This is a genomic window from Photorhabdus caribbeanensis, assembly GCF_018448885.1.
Taxonomy (GTDB): domain Bacteria; phylum Pseudomonadota; class Gammaproteobacteria; order Enterobacterales; family Enterobacteriaceae; genus Photorhabdus; species Photorhabdus caribbeanensis.
Genome location: NZ_RCWB01000009.1, coordinates 1 through 19,533, shown reverse-complemented (window position 1 = coordinate 19,533; position 19,533 = coordinate 1). Strand labels below are relative to the sequence as shown.

13 protein-coding genes, 1 pseudogene and 1 CRISPR repeat array are annotated in these 19,533 nt (G+C 41.9%); of the genes and pseudogenes, 6 read left to right on the top strand and 8 right to left on the bottom strand.

The features are described 5' to 3' along the window. The first annotated feature begins 12 nt into the window (after positions 1-12). From iolG to iolB, 6 genes are all read left to right on the top strand, one after another. A complete protein-coding gene (gene iolG, locus EAE90_RS08205) occupies positions 13-999 on the top strand; it encodes an inositol 2-dehydrogenase (protein WP_214053095.1) in 987 nt (328 codons plus the stop codon). A 119-nt stretch (positions 1,000-1,118) separates the two neighbouring features. Next, a complete protein-coding gene (locus EAE90_RS08200; protein WP_214053094.1) occupies positions 1,119-2,828 on the top strand; it encodes a solute:sodium symporter family transporter in 1,710 nt (569 codons plus the stop codon). A 398-nt stretch (positions 2,829-3,226) separates the two neighbouring features. After that, positions 3,227-4,360: a Gfo/Idh/MocA family protein gene (locus tag EAE90_RS08195; protein ID WP_214053093.1), complete on the top strand. Its 1,134-nt coding sequence runs from the start codon at positions 3,227-3,229 to the stop codon at positions 4,358-4,360. 75 nt (positions 4,361-4,435) lie between these two features. Further along, the gene (locus EAE90_RS08190; protein WP_214053092.1) at positions 4,436-6,340 is read left to right on the top strand and encodes a bifunctional 5-dehydro-2-deoxygluconokinase/5-dehydro-2-deoxyphosphogluconate aldolase; all 1,905 of its coding nucleotides are present in this window, start codon (positions 4,436-4,438) and stop codon (positions 6,338-6,340) included. A gap of 40 nt (positions 6,341-6,380) precedes the next feature. Further along, complete coding sequence (gene iolE / locus EAE90_RS08185; RefSeq protein ID WP_214053091.1) at positions 6,381-7,271, top strand: myo-inosose-2 dehydratase; 891 nt, start codon at positions 6,381-6,383, stop codon at positions 7,269-7,271. A gap of 47 nt (positions 7,272-7,318) precedes the next feature. Further along, positions 7,319-8,146 (top strand): 5-deoxy-glucuronate isomerase, encoded by an 828-nt coding sequence (iolB, locus tag EAE90_RS08180; RefSeq protein ID WP_214053090.1) that lies wholly within the window; start codon positions 7,319-7,321, stop codon positions 8,144-8,146. 259 nt (positions 8,147-8,405) lie between these two features. Here iolB and cas6f read toward each other — a convergent pair whose 3' ends face one another. From cas6f to cas1f, 8 genes and pseudogenes are all read right to left on the bottom strand, one after another. Then, on the bottom strand, positions 8,406-8,960 hold the full coding sequence (cas6f, locus tag EAE90_RS08175; RefSeq protein WP_214053089.1) for a type I-F CRISPR-associated endoribonuclease Cas6/Csy4: 555 nt from the start codon (positions 8,958-8,960) through the stop codon (positions 8,406-8,408). Between the two features lie 9 nt (positions 8,961-8,969). Then, positions 8,970-9,980 carry a type I-F CRISPR-associated protein Csy3 gene (gene csy3, locus EAE90_RS08170; protein ID WP_214053088.1) on the bottom strand — a complete coding sequence of 337 codons (1,011 nt, stop codon included), beginning with the start codon at positions 9,978-9,980 and terminating at the stop codon, positions 8,970-8,972. A gap of 23 nt (positions 9,981-10,003) precedes the next feature. After that, positions 10,004-10,972: a type I-F CRISPR-associated protein Csy2 gene (gene csy2, locus EAE90_RS08165; RefSeq protein ID WP_214053087.1), complete on the bottom strand. Its 969-nt coding sequence runs from the start codon at positions 10,970-10,972 to the stop codon at positions 10,004-10,006. Next, complete coding sequence (gene csy1 / locus EAE90_RS08160) at positions 10,969-12,312, bottom strand: type I-F CRISPR-associated protein Csy1 (RefSeq protein ID WP_214053086.1); 1,344 nt, start codon at positions 12,310-12,312, stop codon at positions 10,969-10,971. The genes csy2 and csy1 overlap by 4 nt, the downstream gene beginning before the upstream one ends. Positions 12,313-12,403: 91 nt before the next feature. Beyond that, positions 12,404-12,577: a hypothetical protein gene (locus tag EAE90_RS08155; protein WP_214053085.1), complete on the bottom strand. Its 174-nt coding sequence runs from the start codon at positions 12,575-12,577 to the stop codon at positions 12,404-12,406. Between the two features lie 493 nt (positions 12,578-13,070). Beyond that, on the bottom strand, positions 13,071-13,307 hold the full coding sequence (locus EAE90_RS08150; RefSeq protein ID WP_246550509.1) for a type II toxin-antitoxin system RelE/ParE family toxin: 237 nt from the start codon (positions 13,305-13,307) through the stop codon (positions 13,071-13,073). Between the two features lie 241 nt (positions 13,308-13,548). Further along, positions 13,549-16,806 (bottom strand): annotated as a pseudogene (cas3f, locus tag EAE90_RS08145) (type I-F CRISPR-associated helicase Cas3f); the annotation flags it as partial. Then, positions 16,803-17,783 carry a type I-F CRISPR-associated endonuclease Cas1f gene (gene cas1f / locus EAE90_RS08140; RefSeq protein ID WP_214053084.1) on the bottom strand — a complete coding sequence of 327 codons (981 nt, stop codon included), beginning with the start codon at positions 17,781-17,783 and terminating at the stop codon, positions 16,803-16,805. The gene cas1f and the pseudogene cas3f, both read right to left, overlap by 4 nt. Positions 17,784-18,109: 326 nt before the next feature. After that, positions 18,110-18,737: a CRISPR direct-repeat array (repeat unit 28 nt; unit sequence TTTCTAAGCTGCCTGTACGGCAGTGCAC). Positions 18,738-19,533: the final 796 nt, after the last annotated feature.

Genomic DNA, 19,533 nt, shown 5'->3' with positions numbered 1-19,533 from the left:
CAAGGAGCATCCATGTTCAACATTGCACTATTTGGCGCCGGACGAATTGGACAAGTACACGCAGTGAATATCACTCATCATAAAGAAACGTCTCTTTACTCTGTTGTCGATCCACATCAGAAAAGTGCTGAACTTTTAGTACAGAAATACCAAACAAAAAGACAAACTATTGAACAAGCAATGTCTGACCCTAAAATAGATGGTGTTCTTATCGCCTCAGCAACAGATACTCATGCAGACCTGATCGAACTCGCAGCAAAACATCATAAAAAAATCTTCTGTGAAAAACCGGTTCATCTTGATATTGAACGTGTTCGTCATTGCCTTGCAACTGTTAAACAGTATCAGGTTCCCTTATTCGTTGGCTTTAACCGTCGTTACGATCCGCAATTCCGCCGAGTAAAAACACTATTTGACGCTGGCACGATAGGAAAAGCCGAATCTCTGCTGATTATTTCTCGTGATCCCTCTCCTCCTTCGGCTGAATATGTCAAAGTTTCTGGAGGTATGTTCCGGGATATGACAATACATGACTTCGATATGGCGCGTTTTATTATTGGCGAGGACCCCTGCTCAATCTACGCTCAAGGCAGTAATCTGGTTGATCCAGCAATTGGGCAAGCGGGTGATATCGATACCGCCTTTATTGTTATGAAATTCCCATCAGGAGCAATGGCAACCATTACCAATAGCCGTCGTTCCGGGTACGGCTATGACCAACGGATTGAATTGCATGGTGAAAAAGGGCTGCTTAGCGCTGGCAACATTAAAGAAAACAGTGTTGAACTCTGGGAAAACAGCGGTTGTTTAACAGCCAAACCAGAGCATTTCTTCCTACAACGTTACCGGGAAGCCTACATTGCTGAATGGGATCATTTTGTCGATGTCATGGCTGGTCGCGCCACACCAGAATGTAGTGGCGCTGATGGCGAACAGGCACTTTATCTGGCTGATAAAGCTCTCGAATCCCTACATTCAGGTAAAGAAATCAGACTATAAAACAGACCTACATCTCTAACTAACTGACTCACATTTATTTTCACCCTAAAAACGGGAAAGGCCGCTTTCCCGTCAGCATATTGCTGCCTGAAGACAGTCAATCAGGCTTGGAGGATAGTATGTTAGCTTTTCTCTCATTTATTGGTTTCACCCTATTAGTGGCTGGCTTCGCTTATTACAAAACCCATAATGCTCGCCTGACAGAATCCACTGAAGGCTATTTCCTTGGCGGACGATCTCTCACAGGTGTTTATATTGGTAGCTCTATGTTATTGATGAACCTGTCCACAGAGCATTTAATCGGTTTAAATGGATTAGCATTCCGAACTGGATTTATCGTTATGGCTTGGGAAGTGATCGCTGCTGTAACAATCGTTCTATTTGCTATTTATTTTCTGCCTAAATATCTGAAACTTGGTATTTCAACCATTCCGGAATATCTTGAACGCCGATTTGATAAAAATACGCTGCTTATTACCTCAATTCTTTTCCTGGCTATGTATATTATTTCACTACTCCCTATTGTGCTGTATACCGGTGCAATTGCATTGGAAAGTCTATTCCAAGTTTCCCATGTATTCAGTATTGATAAAACTACAGCGCTATGGATTATGGTTTGGGGCGTTGGTGGATTAGGCGCCGTCTATGCCATCTTTGGCGGTATTAAAGCCATTGCCGCCGCGGATACCATTAACGGCGTTGGCTTAATCGTTGGCGGATTAATGGTAACTATTTTTGCCCTACTCTATGTTGGCAATGGCAATGCCTGGCAAGGATTAGTTGAAGTTTATCAATCCAATCCTGATAAATTTAACTCCATCGGCAGTGAAGATTCTCTGGTTCCTTTCTCCACGCTATTTACCGGCCTAATTGTTTCCAATATGTTTTTTTGGTGTACCAACCAATCCATTGTTCAAAAAGCCCTTGGTGCAAAAAATCTAGCGGAAGGACAAAAAGGCGTCATGTTGTGTGCTTTACTTAAACTCATTATGCCGTCTATTATTATTCTACCCGGCATTATTGCTTTCCATATTTTCAAAGGACAAATAGATAATCCAGATAACGCCTATCCAGAATTAGTCCATTTAATTCTACCGGAAGTATTGGTTGGTTTCTTTGCCGCTGTGGTCGTTGGCGCCGTATTTTCCACATTCAGCGGAGGACTTAATTCATCTGTAACTCTGTTTATCGTCAATATTTACAAACAGCGAATCAACCAAAATGCCACCGAAACTCAAACAGTCGCTATGAGTAAATATCTGGGGATCGGGTTAGCGTTAATCACGATGATCGTCGCACCGTTAGTCGCTAATGCACCGGATGGTCTGTTCTATCTCATTCAACAATTACAGGGGATTTTTAATGCACCAATTCTCAGTGTGGTATTAGTCGGTCTGATGACTAAACGAGTACCGCCTATTGCCGCTAAACTTGGCCTATTATTCGGTATGTCTGCCTATATTATCTGTAATTTCATTTTAAAAATTAACCTGCACTTTTTTCACCTGGTTGGCATTTTATTTGTTCTTAATGTTATTTTCATGTTGGCTATTGGCTACTTTTTTCCAGCTAAACCATTTGAAGATGTTTATACCGAACAGGTAAATATTACGCCGTGGTCTATGGTGAAACCGGTTGCATGGTTAATTACACTATGCTCAATTTCTATGTATGTATTTCTCGCACATAATGTTCCCAAGGTAATCATGATTATTTATTACCTGTTTGCTGCATTAATACTATTTTATGCGCTATACCAGATAGGTAAGACACTTTTCAGGAAGCTTGTGATTAATCGTAAGCCCAAAAAACCGCATAAAGATAACTAACTGACTTTATTACTCCAACATTATTATCAGCATAACCCACTACCAGGATTTCCCTGCATTCCATATTTGAAAGAGGAAATCCTGGGGGGATAGCGGTTCCTTTTGCTAAAAAATACATTCATATATACCAACCCATACATGAAACAAAAATTCTAATATTCTATTTTTCCTGTTCTTACTTCTGAATAGTACCTAATTCACTAGAAAATTAACCCTATATAACGCGATGTTAGCTAAAAAACCCTTATCAGATCACAACTTGAAATTAATATTTTCATTCACATTGAAAATGAAACAAATGTTTCTTATAACAGGTATACGACAACAACCGAGGTTAACTAGCAAACACTAAAGCAACAACAAACGACTTATCCGCTTTTATTCGGAGAAACAGCTATATGGAAGAAATTCGTATCGGCCTAATCGGTACTGGTTACATCGGACGGACGCATGCCATTGCTTATGCACAAGCGCCTACTGTTTTCCCTCTGGCAGGCAAACTAGTTTGTGAAATGGTAGCGGAAGTTTCTGCTGAACTCGCCGCAAAACGGTCTGAGCAATTAGGTTTCCGGCGCTTTACTGATAATTGGCGCAAATTAGTATCAGATCCCGATATTCATGTTGTTGATATCTGCTCACCAAATTTCCTTCATAAAGAGATGGCTCTCGAAGCGATCAAACATGGCAAGCATGTTTATTGTGAAAAACCACTGGCACTAAACTCAACTGATGCAAAATTAATGGTCGAAGCCGCCAAAAAAGCCGGAGTGAAAACATTAGTTGGTTTTAACTATATGAAAAACCCTACCGCACAACTGGCTAAAGAGATCATTTCAAATGGTGAAATAGGTGAGGTCATTCACTTCTACGGCATGCATAACGAAGATTATATGGCCGATCCATTCACCCCTATCCATTGGCACTGTTTCAAAGATAAAGCTGGATTAGGCGCATTAGGCGATCTTGCTGCTCATATCATCAATATGGCGCAGTACCTGATTGGTGATATCCAAACTGTGTGCGCAGACATGACCACTGTCATCAAACAACGCCCGGAAAAAACCGGCTCTAGCATTATGGTTGCCGTAGAAAACGAAGATCAAGCACATGCTATGGTACGTTTCAGCGGCGGAGCAATGGGTATTATTGAAACCTCCCGTATTGCTTGCGGTCGCAAAATGGGTTTGAGCTACACCATTACAGGAACAAAAGGCGCTTTGAGCTTCACACAAGAAAGAATGGCCGAACTAAAACTTTACCGTCACGATGAACCGGCAAACCGCCAAGGCTTTAAAACTATTCTTATTGGACCGGAACATCCTGACTATGCACCATTCTGTCACGGAGCAGGTCACGGCATCGGCTTCAATGATCAAAAAGCAGTGGAAATCAGAGACTTGATCAATGGCATCGCCAGCAATAAAGAGATATGGCCGGATTTCACCGAAGGATGGAAAGTCTCACGTATTCTGGATGCCATTGCTCGTTCTTATCAAGAACAACGTTGGGTGAATGTCACTGAAATTAATTAATCCCTCTTATCAACGCTCCACTGTCGGAGCTCATCATAGCAACACTTGATGTTTGTACTTATAAGGAATTGTTCAATGGAGCAGCAAAAAAAATTTGATGTCATCTGCATGGGACGAATCGCCGTCGACCTTTACGGCCAACAAATCGGAGCACGTCTGGAAGACATGGGAAGTTTTGCAAAATACCTTGGGGGTTCTTCCGGTAATGTTGCCTATGGCGCCGCTCGGCAGGGGCTTAAATCCTCCATGCTAGCCAGAGTCGGTGATGAGCATATGGGACGTTTCCTTAGAGAAGAGTTGCAAAGTGTTGGTTGTGATACCAGCCATCTAACCATTGATAAAGAACGCCTTACGGCACTAGTGCTGCTAGGAATCAAAGATAAAACAACGTTTCCTCTGATCTTCTATCGTGATAACTGCGCCGATATGGCAATTACCCGTGATGATTTCAGTGAAGAATACATTGCATCAGCCCGTTGTCTGGCAATCACTGGAACGCATCTTTCTCATCCTAACACTCGCGATGCCGTGCTGACGGCCCTCAACTATGCCCGCCGTAACCGTGTGAAAACAGTCATGGATATTGATTATCGCCCGGTACTTTGGGGATTAACTTCTCTGGGAGATGGTGAAACACGTTATATCGCATCGGAACAGGTAACAGCTCAGTTACAGGAAGTATTATCACTATTTGACCTTATTGTCGGCACAGAAGAAGAGTTCCATATTGCCGGTGGTTCCACAGAGACTATCGAAGCACTACGCAACATTCGTAAACTCACGTCTGCTGCATTGGTTTGCAAACGGGGAGCACTGGGATGCTCTGTTTTTACCGCTGAAATCCCTAATGATTTGAATGATAGCATCACGATACAGGGCGTTCCCGTCGATGTGCTTAACGTACTCGGTGCAGGGGATGCTTTTATGTCCGGCCTGTTACGCGGCTATCTCAATAACGAAGGTTGGGAAAAAGCCTGTACCTACGCTAATGCTTGTGGCGCATTAGTCGTTTCTCGTCATGGGTGCGCACCGGCAATGCCAGATAAAACAGAGCTTGATAACTACCTATCACGCGCCAATCAAATACTACGCCCTGATTTGGATGAAACACTTAATCACCTTCACCGTATCAGCACCCGTAAAAATCAATGGGACGAACTGTGCGTCATGGCATTTGATCACCGTATTCAATTTATCGAATTAGCCCGGCAAGCAAATGCCAGCATCAAACGTATCTCATCATTAAAACAACTTCTATTGCGCGCCAGCCGAGAAGTTGCCACAGAAGCCGGGTTACAAGGAAAAATAGGTCTGTTATGTGACAGCACATTTGGTCAGGATGTTTTAAACGAAATTACCGGTCAAGGTTGGTGGATAGGCCGCCCAATTGAGCTACCCGGCTCTCGCCCGCTTTGTCTGGAACATGGCAACATAGGTTCCCAACTTATTGACTGGCCACTGGAACACATCGTCAAATGCCTGGTGTTTTTCCATCCAGAAGATGCTCACCCACTCCGCCTGGAGCAAGAGAAAAAAATTCGGGAGATTTATGCCGCATGCTGTAAATCTGGTCACGAACTTTTACTGGAAGTGATTCTGCCTGTGGAAATGAAACACTCAGATGAATTCTATATTCGTGCGCTCAGACGATTTTATAACCTTGGAGTTAAACCGGATTGGTGGAAACTCCCACCTCTCAGTTCTGAAAGTTGGGACAACATTAACTATCTCATCCAGCAACGAGACCCCTATTGCCGTGGCGTCGTTATTCTTGGCCTCGACGCTTCACAAGAAGAGCTGGAAATAGGTTTCAATGCCGCAGCCGGCAAATCTATCGTCAAAGGTTTTGCAGTCGGAAGAACCCTATTTGGTCAACCATCCCTAAAATGGCTAAAAAACGAGATTGATGATAACCGTTTGATCCAGAAAATAAAAACCAACTATCACAACCTGATTAGCCTATGGCGTCAGCGCGGATAGCAACATAATAAAATTATTTTATTCAACTAGGAGCACCATCATGGCTGTTCAACTTGGTATCAACCCTCTGACCTGGACTAATGATGACTTACCCACTCTCGGCGCGGACACACCACTGGAAACCTGCTTAACAGAAGGCCGCCAAGCAGGTTTTACCGGTTTTGAATTGGGCCATAAATTCCCTCGTCAGGCCAACATATTAGGCCCCATTCTTGCCGCCCATGATCTTAGGCTGGTATCCGGCTGGTACTCTGGCGAATTACTCACCCGTTCGGTAGCGGAAGAGATTAAAGCGGTAGAATCTCACCTGACCCTGCTGCGCGAACTGGGAGCTAATGTCATGGTCTTTGCGGAAGTGACAAACTGCATTCACGGCGATCAAAATAGACCAGTCCATCTTCGTCCTCAATTTCCAGCTAACCGCTGGCAAGAATATGGTGAAAAATTGACTGAATTTGCCCGTTACACCCAAAAACAAGGTGTTCAGATTGCTTATCACCACCATATGGGAACTGTCATCGAAACTGAGAAAGATGTTGATCATCTGATGGAAAATACCGGAGATGAAGTTGGATTGTTGCTGGATACCGGCCATTTGACCTTTGCTGGCGCTGATCCACTAGCTATCGCAAAACGCTGGGCAAAACGCATTAATCATGTTCACTGTAAAGACATCCGCCTTGATGTACTCAACGATATAAAAAACCGTAAAACCAGTTTCCTTGATGCCGTACTGAGTGGTGTATTCACAGTACCGGGAGATGGTTGCGTTGATTATCCGGCAATTTTTCAAGTGTTGAAAAAACAAAATTATGAAGGCTGGCTGGTAGTTGAAGCAGAACAAGATCCTGCTATTGCTCACCCATTCACCTACGCAACGATGGGTTATAACAATTTACGCAAATTTGCCAGAGATGCCGGATTGTTTTAATTAATCACAACCTGATTCATGCAAAAATAGTACTGAGGGTAGATAATATGTCCAAATTATTATCAAAATATCATGCACCGGATCAAAACAAACGAACTCAGCATATCACGCCGGAATCAGCAAACTGGAAGTATGTCCATTTTGATGTTTATGAGTTGGCTTCGGGTGAAAAAATCACCTTACCCGCATCAGAAAATGAAACCTGTCTGGTTTTGGTGGCAGGCAAAGCCACAGTGACTACGCCACATCAACGGTTTGAGCATATTGGCGATCGCATGCAGCCATTTGAACGCAAAAAACCTTATGCTGTTTACATCACTGCGGGGGAATCTATTGAAATTATTGCCGATACCGCACTTGAACTCGCGGTATGCCAAGCGCCAGGTAAAGGAAGCTACCCGACTCGCCTGATTACGCCACAGGATATTGGTGCAGAACAACGTGGAAATGGCTACAACCGACGCTATGTTCACAACATCCTACCGGATAATAAACCTGCTGATAGCTTGTTGGTGGTTGAAGTCTTTACCGATGAAGGCTGTACCAGTTCCTACCCTAGCCATAAACACGATACCGACAATGCGCCACAGGAAACCTATTTGGAAGAAACCTATTACCATCGCCTGAACCCTTCTCAAGGGTTTTGCATGCAACGCGTCTATACCGATGACCGTTCACTGGATGAATCAATGGCTGTTTACAACAAAGATGTGGTAATGGTGCCCAAAGGCTACCACCCAGTGGCAACCATTGCCGGTTACGACAACTATTATCTCAACGTAATGGCAGGACCAACTCGCAAATGGCTATTTACCTGGGAAAAAGACCACCAATGGGTTAATAGTGAAGAATATGCACAAAAGCATATCAATTGATGCATATCGAGAAGAAAATAGATTGCTTTTTTAGCGCACTCAATCGAGTGCGCTGCTGCCTGTACGGCAGTGAACGAACAGCTGTTGCAATAATTGCGGTTTCTAAACTACTTGCACAGCAGTAAACAAATGTTAGGAAATAATTATAACTTCCTGATTAATAAAGAGTATAGTTATAAAAAGCAGAAAAACCCTTTTTATTAGCAGCGGCTAATCCCTTAAATAAATCAATAAGTTATAATTAGCCGCTAAAAAAGGGTCAAAACCAAGGGATGGTAGCTGATGAACTTAATCCATACGAGCTAAAAACTCCCGGTATTGGTTTGTCTTGTATTGGCCCTTGTTTGACAAACAACAGAAAACTTTGTCCTGATGACAAGCTCTTAAGGTACAGAAACGGTAAATGAGTGCGTTGTTCCTTGCTGATAGGAATGCGTTGCAAGGCTTGTTCCTCCGTTAACCATCCTTTTTTAATCGAACGACGGCGAATCCTATCAACATTGCTTTTTACCTGCACTCGGCTAACACGACGATATCGAGCATCCTTAGGTACCAGCTTGATATCAATCACCTCAGTATAATCCCTGAGTCCTTTTAACCAAGATAATGTTTGCAAGTCATTCAGCGCTTCGCTTGAACCGTGAATTCTCAGCGTATCCCCCAGTGTTTTTCTCGCACACGGAAAACTGACCCCAATACGTCCGTTACCTACTTGCCCCAAAGCCCGATGCAGTTTAGCAAATAACGCTTCCAACAGTCTTTGCTGGCTAAATTCAGGATCGGGAAGAACACGGATTTCAAAGTAATAATCCATCTGATCCCCTTATTCACCTTTTTCACCAAAAACACCGCCACGAATTAGCGTCGCCATAACATAGTGTTGTTGCTCTACTTCTGGCGTTTTTCCTTTAACAACCCAGTTATCTAACAAAGTATAAAAATCCATTTTTACTTTAGGCTGACGATAAGCCTTACCACGACTGGTGACAGAACCATAGGGTTCAACCGCTATTGGGCCAAGACCTAATTCCGTAGCGTCTGGGTACCATGTGTCAATGGTGCGGAGCGCATTACCCACTTTCTGCGAATGCAATGCAGCGATCTCATTGACCTGATACAACACTTTGCTTTTTTTACTGTTACTGTCGAGAACCAACTCTTGAGAAGGGAAAATTTCCTGCCCATGCCCCAAACGAACAAAAGCCTCAACATTGAATAATGTTGATCTATCGCCTGCTAATCCTTCTTCAATTTCGGCGGCAAGTTCAGCTAAATCACCTTCTACCTTACCAAATTCACGTAAGCTGAAATTTTCGCAATCAAACTCCCACCATTTGCCACTCTTACCACTTACGCGAACCTTAATTTCTTCTGCTCCAACTCGGTTACGCCACAAAAACCGTCCATTAGCCAAGTTTTCTGCATAACGTGCTGCAAGCGTTTTGAAACCATGTTCAGCGATATAACCGTTAATCACGTTTGCCAATTCAGCTTGATAATCCTGATCATTACATACTGATGGTGTTGAAAGATTGCCTAAGACCCGTAATGTAAAACTGACTTTTAGGGTATCAGCATCAAAAGGCAATGCGGCAACATCGACACGTTGCAGGTTTGCTTTTTGAATCTCCGCATCCAGTTTGGCTGGATCGCTGGTTAATGCGTTTTTCAAGCGGTTAGAAATCGTACCTCTGACTGCTTTTTCCTGAATAGCAATAGGCTTCCATTCGCCACTGATCTGTTCCCAATTTCCAGCAAACATTAAAGCATCTGAGTTAGAAAGTTTACGTTCAAATGCTAGTACAGAAGCCGTTTTAATAGTTGATTTAGACATGTAGATATCCTTCTTTTAATTAATCAGTCGATTATTCTTACTTTCTTATTGGGTTTGGATTGACGGGAAATAGACTGTTGATTACCACACCTGTATACACCCTCTCCCTCTTGATAGTCATAACACCAGAGTAACTGGCGAATATCATCAATACGGTGCGGGCTTTTCCATTCACCTACCCCATAGATTGCTTCAACAAAACGAAATGGAGTATTAGGATCACGGGTTTTATCTACTTTCCCGGCTGAATATAATGGTGATATCGCTTGATAACCTGTCATCAAGGGGACTAAATATCCCGAAGCAGGTTTAGGAATATATTCCCAAGATGCAGGATCACCAATTTCAGGTTGCTTATCATCCTGAGTAGGAATAGCCCGCATTTTAATAGTAGAAAAATCAAGCCAGGCATCAATCATTTCTACCTGAGGATTATCCTGTTTTAATTCTTCGTAGTGTTTAGCTAACAATTCAGAGCGATCTAACAAGGCAAAACCCGGCAATAAACGACGCATTAACTTACGGGTATCCTGTCCTTCTTGCGGAAAAGCAATAACATCCACTTTAGCAATTTCAGTGATAGTACCGCCTGCTAGCCTCTGAGTTGGACATATTTCTAGTAAATATTGTTCCAATTCGTCAGCCCCTGCATCGCCAGCAATTTCACCAGAACATTCTATTAATAAAGAAACCGTCATATGCATACGACCTTCTTCATTAAAAGAAGCTGTCTTTTCTTCTCTGGTTAATGGATTGCGGGTTAAAGCAAAGACTTTATCCCTAATAGGATCAGACTGATGAGCATGTAGTTGGTGGTTATGACAAATAACGCCACAATTTTCTAATCTTAAATCATGGCCTTGCTGTAACTTACGTGAAAGTGCATGAGTAAAACCAAGAAAATGAGTGATTGCCGGAAAACCATAGGTTAAGCCAGTAATCGCATTAGCATTCTCTACTCGAATGTGACGTAAAACAATTAAATAGCTCATAACGGTACCTCTGGCAATTCATCCTCAAATTCACGTAGGCGTTTTTTAAACACAGAGGCCCACTCATTACGTTCAGTCAATCCAAATTCTAACCGTTCATGACGCAATTCGTTGTTCAACCAAAGACCAAAATCGTCAGCAATTTCTTTTTTCCAGTCTCCACCTTCACGTTCAAATTTGAATATTTCATCCTGTTGACAACGATAGGGATCAAGCCAAAGCTGCTGAGAACGTTTTAATTTACAATTCGCACTCCAACCTTTAAATTCAACCTGATCCTGTACACTAGCGACATAGTTAAATAAAATATCAATAATTTCATCAATATATGCCTGACGATTCTGTCGAATTTCTTCCGTACGTTTTTGTGCACGAAATAGATATTGTCGCATCAATCTGACAGTACGATAAGATAACCGAACAAACTGACTACGCTGTTCAAAAATGGATCTGTGCCGTTCCGGCAGCTTGATATTACTTTGCCAGTTAGGAGCAGAACAAGATAAAAGCCAAGCTCGTCCACCTCGTACGCTATTAAGGTAAGAAATATTCTGCGGCTTAGTTCCACCTATATTCTGCACAGCCGTATTGGGATAAATTACTCTAGTTTCAGGATGCCAACGTTCTTCTTTCTTTGCCTTATTAATTTCTTTCGATGATTCACCAAAACGGGCTTCAGCGATACGCTGATACATCGCATGAGCCAGAGATGACGAAAATAATGGACTTAATAAATGATACTCACCACTCTCATTATTTATCGGGAAATAAAGTTGCTTTGCCAGCTTATGTGAGGAAAGCGTTTCATCTGATAGAGCTTGCCGGAACCCATTCACCCAACGTTCAAGTTGCTGTTCATTTTCCGCCAATTCAGCTAATGCTGAATAATCTCCCCGATTTAAACACGCCACCAATGAATCTTCTTGGTATTCTGTTTGCAATAATTTTGCAACATCAAGCGCAGCAGCATTACCAACTGAATCGATTACAGGTTTATACAAAGTTGCAGTAGAAAGATATTTAATATTTTCGGTTGTATTTGATGATGTCGCAAAAATACTGCTACCTCTGGCATCACTATGAGTAAATTTCAGAGCATGTGTCACTAAACTGATTTGCTTTGCCCTGTTAGCGGCATCATCTAACCAATTCCTGACTTCATAATGTTCTTCCAACGCTTTATGCTGTTCAGCGATCTCTTGCTGAACCAGTGTGATATCCTCCGAAGATGTTAACTTTGCCAGTCTCTTTTCCGCCTCTTTATCAAAAGCCTCCAGCTTTGGCTGTTTACGGCTTCCAATATAATCAGTAATAAATCGACTTAACCCATTTTCATTCATAACCTCTATTTCACCTTATCAATAATGGTTATCAGAATACGCTATCTCTCAAACAGAGAGATAACGCTATGCTTATTAGTCAATCAATCTACTAGTTAGCAGAACCTTGACTGATAGTAACAGATATTGTGATTGCTTTTTGACCTTGAACAAGACTTGACTCCTTATGGAAATCAGTCACGGAAGGCAAATATATAAGTAACATGATAACCATACTCAGCAGATTTCCTGCCTTCCCTTGTTTTCTATTCGGCTTTCTTTTCATAGCTATTTCCTAAATGAACGATTTACAGCTATACCTTACACGACACCGACAAATCATTCAACCCATGTATCTTTAATTCTTTAGTAGATAATTTAATGTGGAAATCAATTTTTAAAAATACTTAACTATGCGGGAACTGCTGTGTAAGCAGCTTAGAAACATGTTTCTTTAGTCTTAAGTAGAAACCAACTGCCGTACAGGCAGCTTAGAAATATCTAGATGTCCATTATACCTTAAGACAAAAATCAACTACCGCACAGACAGCGTCCCCCAGTGGCGCTGCTATGCATATCCATTACAACCTACTAACATCCTTATAAAACCACTCTCGATAGCGACAAAACATGTACACCCTCTCCCTCCCTTTTATCCCCTTCATCCCACACCTCATTTTTCAAATGTACTCATGACCCGAAACACAACTGGTTAATTTTCACCCAACACAAACTCACTATCACAATTAATCAATATACCACCCAAAAAATCAATTACATTAAATCACTTCTCGCTCGGCTAGGTGGTTCAACGGCATCATACGTTTGTGCTGCACACCGAACACAACTAATTGCTGCTCATGCACTACGTAATAAATGACATGGCTGACATAGGGAAAGCTCAAAATATCCAGTCCAATATCAGCCCTAAACTTGCCCAAGGAAGGAGTATCAGCGAGCAGACGAATGATTCTCCGTAGTTCCAACAGATATTTTTGTGATTGAGCCGTCCCCATTGTTTCATGATAAATCGGCGGATTTCGATCAGATCTCTTTGGGCATACGGTGTTAAACAATAGAAGAGCAACATTAGTCGTACTTGCCTGTCTCTAGTTCATCAAAAAACGATTCACCATCAACTAGGTTGCCTGCTTCAATATCAGCTTCGGCTTGAATTGCTCTGGATTTCAAAAACTGAATCTTAAGTGCTTCGATGTTTTCATATTCATCCATTGATGGAATAACAATAATGTCTCTAAACACCCCTAAAAACGGGTGGTAACACCATGCTTCTCCGTCATCTTTCTTCCTAAGACGAATCTCACCAAAATGCTGGCTTACGTCTTTTAACTCCATTTCATGAATATCAGCCAAATTCTGATAAATCGTCTCAGTATCAAGTCCAATCCAAGCACTCACACCAAGTGCGAACTCTAATTCTGGCACATAGTCAAACGCTCCGCTTTCTTTTATCCCTGCCTGGCCGCTGTCCAGAGCCATAAACTTCGCTTCTTCACCCTCTTCTTCAAGCCACAAATAATGTAGTTCGTCAGGTTCTGATTGACGAAACGGTTTATGACGTTGGAGTTCCGCACACCATGAGGCTTGTTTACGCCACCAAAGTGCTGAGCAATAACCATGTTCATTATCAGAATCACCTTGAAGTTCATCCCACAAACGTTGATGCTCAAGATCAACTAAGTTCTGAAAAGGTGAACGTTCCCCTGCGTCATCTCGTTCCCTAATCCTAGGTAATGCACTAATTAGTTCATATTGATCAGGCTCCAGTAATTCATGTAAATCATGACTGGCAAGGAGGTAATCTTTCGACTCAAATCCTGGCCGACAATAAACTGGATATTCTAAATCAGTCGCTTTAAGTGCTTTATAATTTTTCATCAGAATATGCAGATTAGGTATCTTTGGCTCTTTTTGCCGATGGCGTTGGATACGCCCAGCAAGTTGTATCAATGAACGCATTGAACTGGGTTCAGCAATGGACCAGTCGTAATCATGATCCCGACCAACTTCAGCTACAGATGTAGCAAGTGAGACAAAAATATGATGCTTCTCTGGCATCTCCTCTAATGCTTTGCGAATTTCCGCCACCTGCCACAACTCTTCTTCATCGTATCGTGTTAATGTGGAATCCAACCGATGTTCAAGATGAGAACGTATCGCCAAAGGATGCTGGCTGTGATAGACACAATAATGGATGCGTACATTTTTAGGAGATGGTATCCGTAATAACCGCTGTGCAACAGCAACCAGTGGATCAATATTTGCCATACGGATTAAACCAATAGAAACGGTTTTACCTGATGAATGAGTTTGATGATGCTCCTCACGCAATTTCAATATAGAGTGATGCATCACTTCGGCGATAGTATTAATAACACCATTAACTTTACGACTTTCAGAAATAATCGGTACAAGTTCAGCTTTACGCAATGGCACCGTTTCTTTAAGCCTGCTAATACGCTTATTAACGAAAATGTTATGCTGTTCCTGAAACTGATATGCATCGACCACATCCTGTTGAGTTGTTTCATATTCATCAAACCAAGCACAACAGATATTCACCGGGGCACCTGGTTGACCACATGCTAATTGATAATCTTGGCGTCCAGCCCGATAAGCATTGAACAATGCCTGAATCAACGCAGGAGGTAATGTGGCCGATGAAAGCAATACCCGTGAACCTAATAATCCTGCCCAGTTTACTAACCTACATAAAGCCGACAAGTCGTTAATATCAAAATCATCAGGTTCATCTAACACTAAATCAGAAGTAAGCAATCTCAACATAGGTGCAATTTGCTTCCCACCACGAATACCCTCAGTAGCGGGAATTAAATGGTCGATGGTTGCCACCAATACAGGGGCGCTAAGCAGCTTATTAAGTTTATTATCTTTACGTAACCAATGACTCAGACGCCCATCATCTAAGCTACCGTCATAACTAACATACTGGTGTTCAGCAAATAACTCTTCCGCGGATATACTACCCACATCAGGCTCAAGCGCCCTTTGGCGGAGTTGATGTAATTCTTTCACTGCCTGAGAACCAATAAGCACCGCCAGATCGTCTTCTTCCAAATGCAATCTTTTACGTAATGCATCACCGGTTTGTAACGTTAACGTTCTTAACCCCAAAGCGATAGAGAAACGGCATCCTTGTTTTTCATCAGCTAATCCATACATGATGCGTGCATTAGCAAAAGTTTTACCACAACCAGTAGAAGCCATATTAATGCCAAAAAAACCTTGTTCTACTGAACGCTCACGCAAAGCACACGCCGCATCAAATGCCTGATCTTGCCAGCGATATTTTTCGTCTTTACTACGTTGTTTAAATCCTTTGTGACGAGTAATTGCAGGTAGCGTTTTGCGGATATGTGGCAAGCTTCTCCCTAATAATAAAGCATTCTGCCCAACACCAATATTATGTTCATCTAATCGCTGCTTGCACTTACCGGTGGTTCTATCAGTATTGGCAAACACATCATAGTTAACATCCTGCCAACCCAAAGTTGCAGGCAACGATGAATAATGATGATCGGCCAGCATTAAAACCAGTCGAGACATATGACTGGTGAAACGCTGGTTCAGATTGCCATATTGCGATAATGACGTTGATTGCAGCGCTCTTCGCGCAAATTTTTGTGCTTTCTGACGCCAAGTCTGACTGCGGATAGGTGTACCATTTGGGAATGTCCAGACATCACGTTTATCCTGATTACTCCAGTCCTTATTATCCATGTTGACTGAGTTCCATGACGGTTCTAAGTGCTTAGTCAACCAATTATCAATGTATTCCAGTTGCGGTTCGTTTGAATAATTGGAAGGATAAACAGGAAGACGATGATGAGAGAGGATTAGCCAAGCAACAGTGGTTGCCAATGGCGGTAAATCAGTAAAAGGGTTCGTATATTTTTTAGCAATACCATCCTTAACCAAACGGGAAAGAATCTTATCCTCATCACTAGGCTCAATCTGACTTAACGAAGTCAACCACTCCTTATCATCTTGCTTATCAACAAATGCCTGAAAAAGCCGCAAAGATACCCATTCATGTCGGTACGGTTGAAAGCACCCATTACCCTGTAAACCTTGCTGGAACAATGCATTAGCTTTACCAAAATCATGAAATAACCCGGCAATCGCCGCCAATAAGCTGATAGCTTCTACACTATGCCAGTGATTTTCATCCTGACTTTTCAGCACATCACGTTGTGTCGTATTAGTGGGTACAACTCCCCGTGAGTTAAAACGTCGCAAATTCCCGACTATCCATAACAGCTCAGTTTGACCACCACTTTTTATCCAATGGCAAGCAACCGCCGTATTACGACGTGCCGTTTTACGCAATAGCTTACGCAAAGTATTTAAACCTTCCAGTGTGATAGCCGTTTGCCAAGTTCTATCACCTTTACGCTCAGCAAATTGATCCAAAATTCGGCGGGTTTCTGTTAGCGCGCGTTTATTACATTGAGAGACTAAAAGAATATTCATCGTGCCACCTGACTCAGTTGTTGAGCAATTGTTTGCAAGGCATCAATCATAGTGTCCAATGCCTCAGCTTTTTGAAACCCACTAATACAGCGTTGACGAAACTCCTGTTCATCTTCTCCAACCATTGCGGCAATAAATGCTTGTGGCAATACCAACGCATCTTTAATCAGATCAGCAACATCAAAAACCAAACCACCACGACGGGTTTTACCATGCAACACCGCCAGACCATGTGGTAAACCAATGACCCAAGTTGCAACAGCCGCCAATCCATAAGCCAGATAATTACCATGATCAAGAAAACGGTTTGCTAAATCAACACCACCGCCGCGTTTTGCCCGAACAAAGTCGCCGTAACTCACTGCATTTGCCGCCAGTTTGTATAACGCTTTAGTCATCACAGCTTCTTGAGCCAATAAATCTTTATTATCACGACAATTTGCAAGATTCTGCTCATAACGTGTGAGTAATGACAATAAACTCTCACGATTAATCATAAAAGAGTTATCTCGCAACATTCGACTACTTAGCCAATGTTCACGAATTTGTGCAATACGAATTTTTTGAAAAGCAATCGCTGCCGCTAATCGTTTTTCGTCATCAAACCAGAAACTCACCCAATCTTGTAAATACTCCGTAGGGCGATATTCACTTTGTGGCGTCAGCCAAGATACATCAACTTCAACCTCATTAGCCGCAAATAGCGGTGTGCCTCCACCACCACAAAAACCAACTAAAACACCCGCCTTAGCGAATTCACGCATTGCTGCCTGAGTAATAGAAGTACCCGTTCCCAACATAATAACGGTGGTATTTGCAATTGGGATATTCCAATACAGGGATTGCTTTCCTTCATCAGTGACATACTCAACACGGCCACCATTCACTAATACTCGACAATATTGGAGGTAATAAATATTCGAGCGTTTGGAATGCAAAATAGTTTTAAGGTCACTCGGAGAAAAGTTGTTATCCATAATGTAGAATTACCTAATTAATTTCACTTATGGCAAATATTATGCATAAATTTCACACAAGTAAAACATCTCAAAGATAAATTAAAAAAATTTACAATTCTTTACTAATTAACAGCATATACCCTATGGATTTCAAGATGCATCGCGACGGCAAGGGAGTGAATCCCCGGGAGCATAGATAACTATGTGACTGGGGTGAGCGAATGCAGCCAACAAAGAGGCAACTTGAAAGATGACAGGTATAGTACCTTCCCTAAACAGGAATAATTATACTCTAAGCTATCTGTGTAGCAGCACACTCGATAGGAGAAGAGGAAAACCTTCTGTTTTTAAGCTGCCTGTACGGCAGTGCACTCAGCGTCTTTTGCTGCCCTCAGTATTTCTTTTTTCCAAGCTGCCTGTACGGCAGTGCACCCTGAATTGTCCGGCCTTCTGATTTACCAGACTTTCTAAACTGCCTGTACGGCAGTGCACGTATGTGAACTTCCGGCCAACATTTGCAGTTCTTTCTAAGCTGCCTGTACGGCAGTGCACGTTCTCGATTACATATCGAGAAGTCAGGACCGTTTCTAAGCTGCCTGTACGGCAGTGCACTGACAGCTTCTTGTTTTTTTCTTTCAAGAACATTTCTAAGCTGCCTGTACGGCAGTGCACTCAGCGCCTTAAATCTGACTGGCATAAATGCCTTTCTAAGCTGCCTGTACGGCAGTGCACGAGAAGGCTGGTAGTAAGGACGGGGCGGATATTTTCTAAGCTGCCTGTACGGCAGTGCACCGTACTCATCATCGTTTTCCCCATACCAGGACTTTCTAAGCTGCCTGTACGGCAGTGCACTGTATGGACAGTTGAGTCAGCGGGTGCCATACTTTCTAAGCTGCCTGTACGGCAGTGCACGGTGTTATATGTCAATCAATTGCTTGCTGCGTTTTCTAAGCTGCCTGTACGGCAGTGCACTGTTACATATTAACTTTAACGTGCTGATTTTTAAAGAGCATAGCTACTAAAAAGTGAAAAAACCCTTTTTATAAGTGATAATTAATTTATCCATAAAATCAATCAATTACAACTCCCTTCAAAAAAAGGGTAAAAATAAGGTAGCAGCAAAAATATCATCACATACTTAAGTCGTCTGTCCTAAGATCTGTGCAGTAAGTGAGAATTGTTGCCTATAAAGCTTCAACGATGATGAAGCCAATTCACTGAACTCGATTATCAACAAAAATCAGTACCTCTTAATCTCGCAGCCTTTTTCAATAGTGACATCATCCAATATTCCAACAGTTGTATTAATTTCACCATGTACTTAAATATTGAAAAATTCAATGTTATCCAATTTACCAAGTCTCCAATTCATATTTTCAGCAACATAATTATCTTGACTAAAGATATAATTTATATTGCATGTTATTATGAAACCAAATATAAACATTACAGGTAAAAAGTGATTATTTACTGCCACCATTTAAATTAAACCCCTCTACTCATGAATTATTTTATTTTCATTCACCTATTTTATTAGCTAATGATCCTATAATGATTCACCTCCAGAATATACCACCACCATATCAATATCTTATATAAACCATTTTCAGCAATCACTCCCATCATTAAATAAAAATATCAGGCGGATTCGACTAATAAGCGCAATTTTTCAGAAAGGCGGTCAGTTGCTATAGTAGGCATCTTTCCCGCCACAGGAGAATGCGCTATGGCCTATACACAACTGACCGAGACAGAAAGATATCAGATT

Bases quoted from the DNA above. Each gene is read 5' to 3' on its own strand.
- csy3 (WP_214053088.1), bottom strand. From the start codon at position 9,980: ATGTCTAAATCAACTATTAAAACGGCTTCTGTACTAGCATTTGAACGT.
- EAE90_RS08150 (WP_246550509.1), bottom strand. From the start codon at position 13,307: ATGGGGACGGCTCAATCACAAAAATATCTGTTGGAACTACGGAGAATC.
- iolG (WP_214053095.1), top strand. From the start codon at position 13: ATGTTCAACATTGCACTATTTGGCGCCGGACGAATTGGACAAGTACAC.
- EAE90_RS08195 (WP_214053093.1), top strand. From the start codon at position 3,227: ATGGAAGAAATTCGTATCGGCCTAATCGGTACTGGTTACATCGGACGG.
- iolB (WP_214053090.1), top strand. From the start codon at position 7,319: ATGTCCAAATTATTATCAAAATATCATGCACCGGATCAAAACAAACGA.
- EAE90_RS08155 (WP_214053085.1), bottom strand. From the start codon at position 12,577: ATGAAAAGAAAGCCGAATAGAAAACAAGGGAAGGCAGGAAATCTGCTG.
- iolE (WP_214053091.1), top strand. From the start codon at position 6,381: ATGGCTGTTCAACTTGGTATCAACCCTCTGACCTGGACTAATGATGAC.
- csy2 (WP_214053087.1), bottom strand. From the start codon at position 10,972: ATGAGCTATTTAATTGTTTTACGTCACATTCGAGTAGAGAATGCTAAT.
- csy1 (WP_214053086.1), bottom strand. From the start codon at position 12,312: ATGAATGAAAATGGGTTAAGTCGATTTATTACTGATTATATTGGAAGC.
- cas1f (WP_214053084.1), bottom strand. From the start codon at position 17,783: ATGGATAACAACTTTTCTCCGAGTGACCTTAAAACTATTTTGCATTCC.
- EAE90_RS08190 (WP_214053092.1), top strand. From the start codon at position 4,436: ATGGAGCAGCAAAAAAAATTTGATGTCATCTGCATGGGACGAATCGCC.
- EAE90_RS08200 (WP_214053094.1), top strand. From the start codon at position 1,119: ATGTTAGCTTTTCTCTCATTTATTGGTTTCACCCTATTAGTGGCTGGC.
- cas6f (WP_214053089.1), bottom strand. From the start codon at position 8,960: ATGGATTATTACTTTGAAATCCGTGTTCTTCCCGATCCTGAATTTAGC.